Here is a 12,780-nt window from a genome sequence, read left to right as displayed (position 1 = left end):
GTCCGGCGCAGCCCTTTGCGTTTTTCCGATCCGAGCCCGACTGGTCCCCATGGCCGCTACCAGCATTCCCTCCTCGCTGACCTCGAAGCTGCGCGTGCATGCGCTCGGCGGCGCGGTGGTCGGCGCCGCCTATCTCGGTGTCACCCCGGTCTTCGCGCTCGCCGAGGGCGCGCTCGCCTTCGCCGGCGAGGAGCCGCTGCGCGTCGAAGCGCATAAGGGCGTGCTGTTGTCGCTCGCCGTTGATGCCCGCTCGATCGTCACCGGTGGCGACGACGGCCGGGTGGTGCGCACCCGTGGCGACGGCTCCACCGAGGTGGTGTTCGAGCAGAAGGGGCGCTGGATCGACCAGGTGGCGCTCGGCGCCGACGCGGTGGCGTTCTCGGCCGGCAAGACCGCGCATTTCCTGCCCGCCAAGGGCGAGATGAAGATGCTGGCGGTGCCCTCCACCGTCGGTGGGCTTGCCTTCGCCTTCAAGGGCACGCGGCTCGCCGTCGCCCATTATGGCGGCGTGACGTTGTGGTTTCCCAATGCGCAGGCTAAGCCCGAGGTGCTGGAATGGAAGGGCTCGCATCGTGGCGTCGCCTTCAGCCCCGACATGCGCTTCGTGGTGACGACGATGCAGGAGTCGGCGCTGCATGGCTGGCGGCTCGCCGATGGCGGCCACATGCGCATGAGCGGCTATCCGGCGCGGGTGAAATCGATGGCGTTCACCGCCGGCGGTAAGTTCCTCGCCACTTCCGGTTCCAACGAGGCGATCCTCTGGCCGTTCGCCAGCAAGGAAGGGCCGATGGGCAAGCAGCCTTCCATGCTGGCGCCACGCGACGTGCGCGTCTCCTGTGTCGCCGCGCATCCCAAGGACGAGGTGATCGCGGTCGGCTTCGAGGACGGCATGGTGATGATGGTGCGCATTTCCGACGGCGCCGAGATCCTGGTGCGCGCGCCCGACGCCAGCCCGATCACCGCCATGGCCTGGCGCGCCGATGGCGGGGCGCTGTGCATGGGCACCGAGGGCGGCAATGCCGGCGTGCTGGTGCTCTGAGGCGGGCATCCGCGGCGAAAGCCGGACGACATCAAGGACTTAAGGACATGAACGTTGTTGCCGCAGGGGCACAGCGGCGGCCTCCCGCGCCGGTATCCCCGGCGATCGGACGCCGAGGCGCGCGCATGTCACCCCCCTGTCATCCGTGCTGGATAGCGCAGGTCCATCACGATAGGGCCTGGGGACGTCCGCATGAACCGCTTCTTCTCGTCGGCGAGCTGCCGCGCGCTGCTCGCCGCCAGCTCGCTCCTGTTCGCGCCGCTCGCGGCCCGTGCCGACAGCTTCACGGTGCCGGCCGGCACCACCCAGACCAAGCAGCAGACGGTATCCGGCACCGATAGCGGCGTGGTCGAGGCCGGCGGCACGCTCGACGTGACCAAGAGCGCGGTGATCTGGGACGGTCCGGCGACCGGCGCCGGGATCGTGATCGTCAATGACGGCACGATCACCAGCGACAAGCGCGCCTTCGACACCGACGGCGAGGTGAGCGGCAGCTACGCGCTCACCAATAACGGCACCATCGCCTCGACCGATGACGGCTTCCGCCTCGACGAAGCCTTTGCCGGCGGCGACCTCACGGTGATCAATAATGGCTCGATCACCTCGGAAGAGGGACAGGCCTTCGACCTCAATTCCGCCAACGACGCCACCGCCAAGGTGCGGATCGAGAACACCGGCACCATCACCGCCAACGCGAATGACGCGGTGCGGCTCGGTGGCGGCACCATCGTGCTGGTCAATTCCGGTACCATCCAGACGCTGAGCGACGAAGACCGCGCGATCAAGTTCGACGACGAGACGAATGTCGAGACATTGCAGTCGTTTACGCTGGTCAACGAGGTTGGCGGGCGGATCCTCGGCGGCGACGACGCCATCAAGATCGCCGCCGATTCCGATGAGACCAGCGCCGTTATCACCATCGAAAACCATGGGTTGATCGATGGCGGCGCCGGGCAGGCGCTCGATTTCGCCGACCTCACTTCGCCCGACAACGTCATCACCGTCATCAACTACGGCACGCTGCAGTCGAGCGAGGCGGACGGCATCCGTCCCGGCGCCGGGGCCAGCGTGATCAATTACGGCCTCATCCAGTCGACCGACCTCACCAGCGACGGGGACGGCGTCGACTTCCAGGAGGCCGGCGGCAGCGTCGTCAACAAGACCGGTGGCGAGATCCTCGGCGCCAAGCACGGCATCACCGGCGACGGCGAGGTGTATGTTCTCAATGAGGCCGGCGGCACCATCATCGGCCGCAATGGCTCGGGCGTGAACATCGACAGCACCGGCGACACCGTCACCACGGTGATCAATTACGGCACCATTCGCGGCGAGGTGACCGGCCTCCTCGACGATGACGGCGAGGCCGACGGGGTGGCCGATGGGGACGGCGACGGCGTCGATGTCGACGGCAAGGTCGAGCTGCACAATTACGGACTGATCCAGGGCACCGGCGCCACCGGCACCAATGACGGCGTGCCCAATACCGCCGATGGCCTCGCGATCGGCGGCGGGCTGATCCACAACTATGCCACCGGCGTGATCGAGGCCTTCGACAACTACTACAATGAGGGTTCCGACAATGTCGGCCGGGCGATCCTGGTCGACGACAGCAACCAGGGCCCGGCGCCCTTCGCCACCACGCTGATCAATGAGGGCATCATCCGCTCGGACGGCGTGGCGGTGACCTTCATCGGCGACAATGCCGACACCATCGACAATGCCGGCACCATCCAAAGCGACAACGCCAAGGCGGTCGACATGGGCGGCGGCGACGACCTGTTCATCTACCGGCCGGGCAGCACGGTGGTCGGCTATGTCACCGCCGGCACCGGCAGCGACACCCTCCGCCTCGCGGGCAGCGGCAGCTTCGCGCTGGGCCTGCTCGGCAACGAGGCTCAGTATCGTGACTTCGAGACGCTGTTCCTTGGTTCTGATGCCAGCTACACGGCGACCGGCAGCTCGAACTTTGCCGGCAACGTAACCCTGAACGGCCAGCTCAACCTCAACGGTTCGCTCGCCTCGGCCAATGTGACCATGGGCAATGGCGCGGGGCTTTCCGGCAATGCCAGCCTCGGTTCGCTGACGGTGAATTCCGGCGCCACCGTGTCGCCGGGCAATTCCATCGGCACGATCAACGTCGCCGGCACCATCACCTTCAATGCCGGCTCGACCTATGTGGTGGAAGCGAACGCGACCAGCTCCGACCAGATCGTTGCCGGCAGCTCGGCGATCAATGGCGGCACGGTGGTGATGTCGATCGCCGACGGGCCGCTGAATGTCGGGCAGGTCTACACCATCGTCTCGGCGAGCGAGACCACCACGCCGGACGGGCAGTTCACGGCGCTGGTGGCGCCGGACTACCTGTTCATCGACCCGACGCTGGGCAAGGCCGGCGCCTCGGTGACGGTGACGCTGGCGCGCAACGGCACCTCCTTCGCCAGCTTCGCGCAGACCGCCAACCAGACGGCGGTGGCGAACGCCCTCGACGCGGCGGGCACCGGCACGCTCTACTCCAGCATCGTCTCGCTGCAGCCGGGCGAGCAGGGCGGGCTGGCGCCGGGCTACGACCTGCTGTCCGGCGAGGCGCATGCCTCGCTCGGCACCACGCTCTACAGCCAGAACACGCTGGTCGCCGACACGCTGGTCTCCCGCCTGCGGCAGGCCTCGGCAGTGTCCTCGCGGCAGACGGCGGCGTTGGACTTCGACGGGCCGGTCACCGCCTATGCCGCCAAGGCGCCGGCCGCCAAGAGCCCGATCCCGGTGAAGGCGCTGCCGCCGGTGGCGCCCGGCCCGGCCTATGCCGGCTGGGTGCAGGGCTATGGCCAGTGGAGCACGGCGGACGGCAACGGCAATTCCGCCAGCGTGGATTCCTCGCTCGGCGGCTTCCTCGCCGGCGGCGACGTCACGGTCGGCACCACCACCTTCGGTCTTGCCGGCGGCTATGTGTCGGCGTCGAGCGACGTCGATGCCCGGCTCAGCAGCGTCGATGCCGACACTGCGCTGATCGCCGCCTATGCCGGCACCAGCCTTGATGCCTGGCGGCTGCGCGCCGGCGCCTCCTATGGCTGGACCAGCGTCGACAGCCATCGCACCGCCAGCCTGCTCGGCATCACCGAGACGCCACGCGCCTCCTATGACGGCTCGACCGCCAACCTGTTCCTGGAAGCCGCCTATGCGGTGGAGATGAACAGCCTGGCGCTGGAGCCGTTCGCGCAGATCGCCTGGAGCTGGGTGAACACCGACAGCTTCAGCGAGACCGGCGCGCCAGCGACCGGGCTGAGCTCGCAGGGGCTCAGCTTCGACACGCCCTATTCGACGCTTGGCCTGCGGCTGGCGACCAGCCTCGCGCTCGGCGGCGGCACGCTGACCCCGCATGCCTCGCTGGCCTGGCGCCATGCCTATGGCGACATCGTGCCGGAGGCGGCGATGGCGTTCCTGCAGACCGGCAGCGGCTTCACCGTCGCCGGCGCGCCGATCGCCGAGGACAGCTTCGTGGTCGGGGCCGGGCTCGGCTACGACATCGGTGCCAATCTGACGCTGAACATCGGCTATGAGGGCCAGTTCGGCGACAGCGTCGAGACCAATGCCGTCAAGGGCGGGCTGACCTACCGGTTCTGAGCGGTGCCGCGCCGGCCGGAGCGGAATTCCGCAGCCCGGCCGGCGATCCGGCAAAGTGACACTACCGCGCCGCAGCGAATGGGCTAGGCTTGGCGCATCTCAGCGAGGACCGCATGCCATGAAGATCGAGGACGTCCGCAAGACCGCCTATTCCATGCCGCTGACCAGCCCTTCCTATCCCAAGGGGCCGTATCGTTTCTTCAATCGCGAATATTTCATCATCACCTACCGCACCGACCCGGCGGCGCTGGAGAAGGTGGTGCCCGCGCCGCTGAAGGTGGTCGAGCCCATCGTCAAATACGAGTTCATCCGCATGCCGGATTCCACCGGCTTCGGCGACTACACCGAGACCGGGCAGGTGATCCCGGTGGAATTCGAGGGCCGCAAGGGCGGCTTCGTCCACTCGATGTATCTCGACGACGAGGCGCCGATCGCCGGCGGCCGCGAGATCTGGGGCTTTCCCAAGAAGCTGGCCAAGCCGAGCATCGCGGTGGAAAGCGACGTGCTGGTCGCCAAGCTGAACTATGGCAGCGTGCTCTGCGCCTGCGGCACCATGGGCTACAAATACGAGGCGCTCGACAAGGACGCGGTGCTGAAGTCGATGCTGGCGCCGAACTGGATGCTCAAGATCATCCCGCATGTCGACAACACGCCGCGCATCTGCGAGCTGGTCGAGTACTACCTCGAAGAGGTCACCATCAAGGAAGCGTGGACCGGCCCGGCGGCGCTCGGCCTGTTCCCGCACGCCATCTGCGACGTCGCCAAGCTGCCGGTGCTGGAAGTGCTCTCCGCCACGCACATCAAGTCCGACCTGACGCTCGGGCTCGGCAAGGTGGTGCACGACTATCTGCAGGACTGAGCGGCGCGTTTCGCCGGCCAGACAAGAAGCCCGTGCCGGTCGGCGCGGGCTTCTTCGTTTCCGCGGTCAGCCGAGGCCGAGCCGCTCGCTGGCCATGAAGCCGAACAAAAGCGCGAGGCCGAAGGCGACCAGGGCCAGCGCGGCAGCAAGCTCGACCGCCCGCAGCGCCACGGCGACGCCATTGCCCTCGCGCTTGGCCGCCAGCCGCACCGCCAGATGCTTGGCGAATACCGCGATGGCGGCGATGGCGCTCACCGTGATCGCCGTGCCCACGCCCATCAGCGCGGTGGAGGCGGCGCCGACCCAGAAGATGCCCTGGGTGAGCGAGAACACCAGCACCAGTATCGCGCCGCTACACGGGCGCAGGCCGACCGACAGCACCGCCGCCCACCATTCGCGCACCCCGCCGCGCGGCAGCGCCTCCGGGCCGGGCAAATGGGCGTGGCCGTCCTCGCAGGCCTCGCCCGCCGCATGGACGTGATCGGGCTCGCCGCGCCAGGCACGGATGAGTGCGCGGCCCTTGACGACGGCGAGGCGGGTGCCGAGCAGCACGATCAGCGCATAGGCGGTGATCTCGATGAGGAACACCGCCCGCTGCATGGTGGCGGCGGTGGCGCCGAGCACCACCGCGAAGAGGCCGGCGACCAGGATGGCGGTGAGCGACTGGGCAAGCGCGCTCGCAAAGGCGAGGCCGATGCCGCGCTTCAGGCTGGCCTCGTTGGCGAGCAGATAGGAGGAGATCACCGCCTTGCCATGGCCGGGGCCGGCGGCGTGGAACATGCCATAGGCGAAGGAGATGCCGCCGAGCAGGTACAGCGCCGAGCCGTCCTGCTTGGCCGCGCGCACGGCGCCGGTGAGCAGGCGGTAGAATTCCGCCTGCTTGGCGAGGATGAAGCCGGCGATGCCGTCCGGCGCCGGCGGGGCGGCCATGCCGAACGGCGTCTGCGCGAAGGCGGGGAAGGCGAGGGCGACGAGGCCGGCGGCCGCGAGGACGGCCAGCGCCAGCGGAGCGGGACGCCTCACGGGCAGCTCACCGTGGCGCGGTTGGCGAATTGCGAGCCGAAATTGCTGGCCGAGGTCAGCGCGTTGAAGAAGCCTTCCGACAGGCTGGTGGAGCCGGCGGCCGGATCGGGCCGGTGCAGGTCCACCGTGCAGCCGGCCGGGTTGCCGGCGAGCTTGACCGGGTCGTCGTCGGCCAGCTGGAAGGCGACGAAATAGGTGGGATCGTAGACGTCGATCGCGGTGGCGCCCTTGGCCGGCAGCGGCTTCTGCAACGGCAGGGTGAAATGCAGGGTCAGCGCGGTACCGTCATAGGTGAGGCTGTAGTCGCGCGGCGGGGCGAAGGGGAACTGGTCCTTCCCGCGCTTGGCATAGGTGAAATAGTCGAACTCCTTGAGGGAATCGATGTTCACCTGTGCCAGTTCGGACAGTGTCTTCTCGGTCGGCTTGCCGTCCGGCGTCTGCTCCAGCCCCTGCAGGGCGAAGGAGGAGAACCCCTCGTCGAAGGTCCAGTCGTGGCGCACCCCGGTGAGGCTGCCATCCGGCGCATAGAGGAGCTGGGAGTGGATCACCACCCAGACATGGGGATGCGCGGCCGCCGGACCGATCAGCGCCATGAGGGCAAGACCGCAGGCAAGGCACGCAGCGAAGAGCCGGTTGAGCACGGGCTGTCACTTTCCGCGAGAGCAGGAATCGTCCGATGATAGGTGGACGAGGAGTTCGACAGAAAGGTGACCGTGCCTCCCTGCTCGGCATCGGCTCAACGGATGTGAGCGGGAACGCAGCCGGTCTTCCTGATCTCGGCTGGATTTCGTCTTCCGCTACGGCAGTATTTCCGGGACAGCCCGGCCGTTTCGCGTCAGAGTTGACGGAAATGCGATCCGAGCGATCGGAAGCGGTGGGGCGTGATGATTGCGAGTGCCTTCTCTCATCTCTCGGACGGGATCACCCGGATCTTCGGCTTCAGGCGCAAGCCGGTTCGTATCGTCATTTTCGGTATCCATTCCGATGACTGGATGCTCGCCCTGGGGCCGAATGGGGCCGTGTGGCGGAAGATTCCCGGCCTTGTCGACGTCGTGATCGTTCCCGAACACGACGCCGCGTCGATCTCGCCGCCGCAAAACGATGTGCGCACCATTCTGCTGCCTCTGATGGAAACCCATCTTCTGGCGTGTCCACGACACCAGCACGATGGCCTGCTGCCGCTTGCGGAGGCGGTGCAGGTCTTGGACGACAAAGCCGAATTTGCCGCCTATTCGCAGTCGCAGGGGTTGGCCGACTTCTGTCCCGTTTCCTATCCGACCGCCGATGATGCGATGTTCCCGTGCATGCTGAAACGCTGCGACCTGAACGGCGGCGTCGGGGTCGAGGTCGCCGAGTCGCGCGCGCATCTCGACAGCCTGCTCGCGATGGAGCCGTGGCGGGGACAGAATGTCGTGCTCCAGTCCTACGAAGCGTCACGCCAACAGATCGTCACGCACATCGTCTGCCTGGAGGGTCGGATCGTCTCCCACGCCTCGTTCCTGCACACCTTGCCGGAAGGGGAGCGGGTGCGTCGATGGTGGACGCAGGTGAATTCGGTGCCCTACCGGCCAAGCCGGCGGGTCCTGTGGGTACTCCAGCGTTTTCTGGAGCCGCTGCGGTTCACCGGCCCCTGCAACGCAAACTACATCGTACGTGGCGACGGCACCATCTGCGTGTTCGAGTTCAATCCGCGTCTGGGCGGCTCGCTCATGGTCCCGGAGCATGTCGATACGTTAGGAAAGATATTGGGGGCGATTGTCGAGCACGCGCGCCCGCTGGCTGTCGTGCAGCCGGGGTAGAGCGCGCCCGCTGCGCATTGCCGGCCAGCGGCCGATCGCCCAAAACGCAAAAAAGGCGGCTCGCGCCGCCTTTTTCTTAAGCTGTCAGATGACAGGCCTCACGCCGCCTTGCGGGCCTTGGGCTGGATCAGCTTGCGGTTGACCAGCACCTCGGCGATCTGCACCGCGTTCAGCGCCGCGCCCTTGCGCAGGTTGTCCGACACGCACCAGAAGGAGAGGCCGTTCTCCACCGTCGCGTCCTCGCGGATGCGCGACACATAGGTGGCGTCCTCGCCGGCTGCCTCGTACGGCGTGATGTAGCCACCGGGCTCGTGCTTGTCGACGACCAGAACGCCCGGCGCGTTGCGCAGAACCTGACGGGCTTCGTCGACGCTGATCGGGCGCTCGAACTCGACGTTCACCGCTTCCGAGTGCGAGACGAACACCGGCACGCGCACGGCGGTGCAGGTGAGCTTGATCTTCGGATCGAGGATCTTCTTCGTCTCCGCCATCACCTTCCATTCCTCCTTCGTGTAGCCGTCTTCCATGAAGACGTCGATGTGAGGAATGACGTTGAAGGCGATGCGCTTCGGGAACTTCTTCGCCTCGATCGGGTCGGAGACGAACACGGCGCGGGTCTGCGAGAACAGCTCGTCCATCGCATCCTTGCCGGCGCCCGACACCGACTGATAGGTCGCCACCACGACGCGCTTGATGGTCGCGGCGTCGTGCAGCGGCTTCAGCGCCACCACGAGCTGCGCGGTCGAGCAGTTCGGGTTGGCGATGATGTTCTTCTTGGTGAAGCCGGCGATGGCGTCGGCGTTCACCTCCGGCACGATCAGCGGAACGTCGCTGTCGTAGCGGAAGGCCGAGGAATTATCGATCACCACGCAGCCCTGGGCGCCGATCTTCGGCGACCACTGCTTGGACACGTCGCCGCCGGCCGACATCAGGCAGATATCGGTGTCGGAGAAGTCGTAATTCTCGAGGGCTTTGACTTTGAGGGTCTTGTCGCCGAACGAAACCTCCGTGCCGACCGAACGGCGGGAGGCGAGCGCAATCACCTCGTCGGCGGGAAACCCGCGTTCGGCGAGGATGTCGAGCATTTCGCGGCCCACGTTACCCGTGGCGCCGGCGACAGCGACCTTGTAGCCCATCTCAATTCTCTCCTGACGGCCCTGCCATTCACAAGCTCGGGCGAGGGCGGGCTTTTACGCCGAAAGTCGAGGCGAGGCAACGCCCCTGACGTGCATCGCACGCAAGGGTGGCCAGCGTCGCGCGACGGGGGCCGGAGGAGCGGCTTTCGCAGCGGAAGCTCAGGCGGTCGTTCCGCCCGGCTTCCTCGCTCCGCGCAGCAGCAGGAAGGCGATGAGCGCCACCACCGACAGGGCGGCGCTGGCGAGGAAGGTCGCCGACGAGCCATACGCCTGCCAGAGCCAGCCGGCGGCGACATTGCCGACGAGTACCGTCAACCCGGTCATCAGGTTGAACACGCCGAAGGCGGTGGCCTTCAGCTGCGCGGGGGCGGCATCGGCGATCAGCGTGGCGAGGATACCCTGCGAGAAGCCCATATGCAGGCCCCACAGCACGATGCCGGCAAAGAAGGCCGGCAGCGAGCCGGCCTGCGCCAGCACCAGATCGGCGGCGAGCAGCAGGACGAGGCTGACGGCGAGCGGCCCGAGGCGGCCGGTGCGGTCGGACAGCCGGCCGACCGGATAGGCGGCGAGCCCGTAGACCACGTGCATCACCACCATGGTGATCGGCACCCAGGCGGCGGCAAGGCCGACTTCCTGCGACTTCAGCAGCAGGAACGCCTCGCTGAACCGCGCCATGGTGAAGATGCAGGCCGCCACGATCGCCGCCCAGGTCGCGGGGTTGAGCCGACCGGCGTCCATGAGGCGCGGCCGGTCCTTGGCGCGGCCGGGCGGCTGCGCCGGCTCGCTTATGCCGACGATCAGCAGTGCCACCGCGAGGAAGGCGGGAAGGGTGGCGATCCAGAACACGGTGAGGATGTCGCCGCCGGTCGCCAGCATCAGGCCGATGGCGACCAGCGGGCCGATGAAGCCGCCCACCGTATCGAGCGACTTGCGCAGCCCGAAGGCGGCGCCGCGTATTTCCTGCGGCGTGGTATCGGCGATCAGCGCGTCGCGCGGCGCGCCGCGAATGCCCTTGCCGACGCGGTCGAGCGCCTTGGCGGCGATGATCCAGCCGAGCGAGGAGGCGAGCGGGATCATCGGCTTGGAGATCGCGCCGAGGCCGTAGCCGAGCACGGCCAGCGGCTTGCGCTTGCCGGTCCAGTCCGAGACGATGCCGGAGAACAGTCGCGTCACCATGGCGATGGCGACCGACAATCCCTCGATGAAGCCGATGGCGAGGGCGGAGGCGGCGAGCTCGGTGACGAGATAGATGGGCAGCAGGGTCTGCACCATCTCCGAGGAGATATCCATCGCCAGGCTGACAATGCCGAGCACCCAGACGGTGGCGGGGATCGGGGCCTTCGTGCCCCGCGCAACCGCAGCCTGCGGCATTATTCCGCCGCGCCGGCGCGGGTGACGCCGAAGCGGCGCTGCACGTAATCGTCGACGATCTTCTTGAAGTCCTCGCGCAGGGTGGGGCCGCGCAGCGTCATCGCCTTCTTGCCGTCGATATAGACCGGGGCGGTGGGGAACTCGCCGGTGCCGGGCAGCGAGATGCCGATATCGGCGTGCTTGCTCTCGCCCGGCCCGTTGACGATGCAGCCCATCACCGCGACGTTCAGCGTCTCGACGCCGGGATAATGCTTCTTCCATTCGGGCATCGAGGTGCGGATGTAGTCCTGCACCTCGAAGGCGAGTTCCTGGAAAGTGGTCGAGGTGGTGCGCCCGCAGCCGGGGCAGGCGGCGACCAGCGGCACGAAGGTGCGCAGGCCCATGGTTTGCAGCATTTCCTGTGCCACCGTCACCTCGCGGGTGCGGTCGCCGCCGGGCTCGGGGGTGAGCGAGACGCGGATGGTGTCGCCGATGCCTTGTTGCAACAGGACTCCCATCGCTGCAGTCGAGGCGACGATGCCCTTCGAGCCCATGCCGGCCTCGGTGAGGCCGAGATGCAGCGCGTAGTCGGCGCGGCGGGCGAGCTCGGCATAGACGGTGATCAGGTCCTGCACCGCCGAGACCTTGGCGGAGAGGATGATCTTCTCGCGCTTCATGCCGATCTCCTCGGCGAGCGCGGCGGAGAGCAGCGCCGAGCGCACCAAGGCTTCGCGGGTGACCGCGCGGGCATCGGCCGGGCGGGCGAGCTTGGCGTTCTCGTCCATCAGCCGGGTCAGCAGGTCGTCGTCGAGCGAGCCCCAATTGGCGCCGATGCGCACCGGCTTGTCGTGCTTGATCGCGATCTCGACGATGGTGGCGAAGTGGCGGTCGCGCTTGTTGCCGAAGCCGACATTGCCGGGATTGATGCGGTACTTCGCCAGCGCCTCGGCGCAGTCCGGGAAATTCGCCAGCAGCAGGTGGCCGTTATAGTGGAAGTCGCCGACCAGCGGGGTGTCGAGCCCCATGCGGGCGAGGCGCTCGCGGATCTCCGGCACGGCGCGGGCGGATTCGTCGCGGTCGACGGTGATGCGCACGATTTCCGAACCGGCGCGGGCCAGCGCCGCGACCTGCCTGGCGGTAGCCTCGGCGTCGGCGGTGTCGGTGTTGGTCATCGACTGCACGACGACCGGCGCGCCGCCGCCGACCACGACCGAGCCGACCCTGACCGGTACGGTGAGGCGCCGCTCCTGCGGGCCGGCGGCTTCCAGCTCGGGCGCGACGATGGGGGCGGTCTCAGCGGTCATGACACGGGTTCCGGCGGCGTGGCGGCCTGCAGGGTGAACAGGCTGGAGGGGTAGGCGCGCGGCGCGCCGGCGTCAATCGCCAGACGTCGCGCCGGTGGCCGCCGCAGCCAACTGGGCGCGGCAGCGGGCGCAGGTGCCGGCGATCTCCAGCACCGGCGTGCGCGGCGTGAAGCCGGCGGCACGGGTCGCCCAGGCGATGTCGCGGCCGATGGCGTGCGAGGCGACCTCGTCGGTGAGGCCGCAGCGCTCGCAGATCAGGAACACGATCACGTCATCGGCCTCGTGGGCGCGGCCGCAGGCGAGGAAGGCGTTGCGGCTCTCGATGCGATGGGCGAGGCCCTCGGCGACCAGGAAGTCGAGCGCGCGGTAGACCGACATGGGCGGCGGGCGCTCGCCGTCGGTGCCCAGCCGTTCCACCAGGTCGTAGGCGCCGAGCGGGACGTGGCTCTGCGCCAGCGTTTGCAGCACGCGGCGGCGCAGTGGCGTCAGCCGGGCGCCGCTTGCATCGCAACATGCCTCGGCGCGCGCCAGCACGTCCGCCACGCAGGCGGCGTGGTCGTGGTCATGATGAGCGGCGATCGAGACTGTCATGCGCGGATCGTAGCGGACGGATAGGAAACGGGAAACCGTCTTCGCAACCGTGCGTTTACGG

The 12,780-nt window shown here is 67.9% G+C and carries 10 protein-coding genes; 4 read left to right on the top strand and 6 right to left on the bottom strand.

The features are described 5' to 3' along the window. The first annotated feature begins 49 nt into the window (after nucleotides 1-49). The 3 genes from KHC28_RS04085 to KHC28_RS04075 all read left to right on the top strand — a co-directional run bounded on the left by KHC28_RS04085 (nucleotide 50) and on the right by KHC28_RS04075 (nucleotide 5,516). Entirely contained in the window at nucleotides 50-1,039 is a 990-nt protein-coding gene (locus KHC28_RS04085) for a WD40 repeat domain-containing protein (RefSeq protein ID WP_214007055.1), read from the top strand. A 192-nt stretch (nucleotides 1,040-1,231) separates the two neighbouring features. Beyond that, nucleotides 1,232-4,657 carry an autotransporter family protein gene (locus KHC28_RS04080; RefSeq protein WP_214007054.1) on the top strand — a complete coding sequence of 1,142 codons (3,426 nt, stop codon included), beginning with the start codon at nucleotides 1,232-1,234 and terminating at the stop codon, nucleotides 4,655-4,657. A gap of 118 nt (nucleotides 4,658-4,775) precedes the next feature. Further along, nucleotides 4,776-5,516, top strand: a complete 741-nt coding sequence (locus KHC28_RS04075; protein WP_214007053.1) for an acetoacetate decarboxylase — start codon at nucleotides 4,776-4,778, stop codon at nucleotides 5,514-5,516. A gap of 66 nt (nucleotides 5,517-5,582) precedes the next feature. Here the strand turns inward: KHC28_RS04075 and KHC28_RS04070 are convergent, their stop codons facing one another. Then, entirely contained in the window at nucleotides 5,583-6,539 is a 957-nt protein-coding gene (locus tag KHC28_RS04070) for a nickel/cobalt transporter (protein ID WP_312893076.1), read from the bottom strand. After that, complete coding sequence (locus tag KHC28_RS04065) at nucleotides 6,536-7,132, bottom strand: DUF1007 family protein (protein ID WP_214007272.1); 597 nt, start codon at nucleotides 7,130-7,132, stop codon at nucleotides 6,536-6,538. Before KHC28_RS04065 ends, KHC28_RS04070 begins: the two co-directional genes overlap by 4 nt. Before the next feature lie 291 nt (nucleotides 7,133-7,423). On the opposite strand from KHC28_RS04065, the gene KHC28_RS04060 reads away from it, so the two are divergent. Beyond that, the gene (locus KHC28_RS04060; RefSeq protein ID WP_214007052.1) at nucleotides 7,424-8,338 is read left to right on the top strand and encodes an ATP-grasp domain-containing protein; all 915 of its coding nucleotides are present in this window, start codon (nucleotides 7,424-7,426) and stop codon (nucleotides 8,336-8,338) included. Nucleotides 8,339-8,436: 98 nt separating this feature from the next. Here KHC28_RS04060 and KHC28_RS04055 read toward each other — a convergent pair whose 3' ends face one another. The 4 genes from KHC28_RS04055 to KHC28_RS04040 all read right to left on the bottom strand — a co-directional run bounded on the left by KHC28_RS04055 (nucleotide 8,437) and on the right by KHC28_RS04040 (nucleotide 12,719). Beyond that, nucleotides 8,437-9,474 (bottom strand): aspartate-semialdehyde dehydrogenase, encoded by a 1,038-nt coding sequence (locus KHC28_RS04055; protein WP_214007051.1) that lies wholly within the window; start codon nucleotides 9,472-9,474, stop codon nucleotides 8,437-8,439. Between the two features lie 159 nt (nucleotides 9,475-9,633). Beyond that, nucleotides 9,634-10,845, bottom strand: a complete 1,212-nt coding sequence (locus KHC28_RS04050) for an MFS transporter (protein WP_214007050.1) — start codon at nucleotides 10,843-10,845, stop codon at nucleotides 9,634-9,636. Next, the gene (gene ispG, locus KHC28_RS04045; RefSeq protein WP_214007049.1) at nucleotides 10,845-12,128 is read right to left on the bottom strand and encodes a flavodoxin-dependent (E)-4-hydroxy-3-methylbut-2-enyl-diphosphate synthase; all 1,284 of its coding nucleotides are present in this window, start codon (nucleotides 12,126-12,128) and stop codon (nucleotides 10,845-10,847) included. Before ispG ends, KHC28_RS04050 begins: the two co-directional genes overlap by 1 nt. Before the next feature lie 72 nt (nucleotides 12,129-12,200). After that, nucleotides 12,201-12,719, bottom strand: coding sequence for a Fur family transcriptional regulator (locus KHC28_RS04040; RefSeq protein WP_214007048.1), 519 nt, complete (start codon nucleotides 12,717-12,719; stop codon nucleotides 12,201-12,203). Between the last annotated feature and the right edge of the window lie 61 nt (nucleotides 12,720-12,780).

Origin of the sequence: Ancylobacter sonchi (genome assembly GCF_018390695.1) — a bacterium.
GTDB classification, from domain to species: Bacteria; Pseudomonadota; Alphaproteobacteria; order Rhizobiales; family Xanthobacteraceae; genus Ancylobacter; species Ancylobacter sonchi.
The sequence above is the reverse complement of the archived record's forward strand: the minus strand, read 5'-3'. Positions and strand labels throughout refer to the sequence as shown.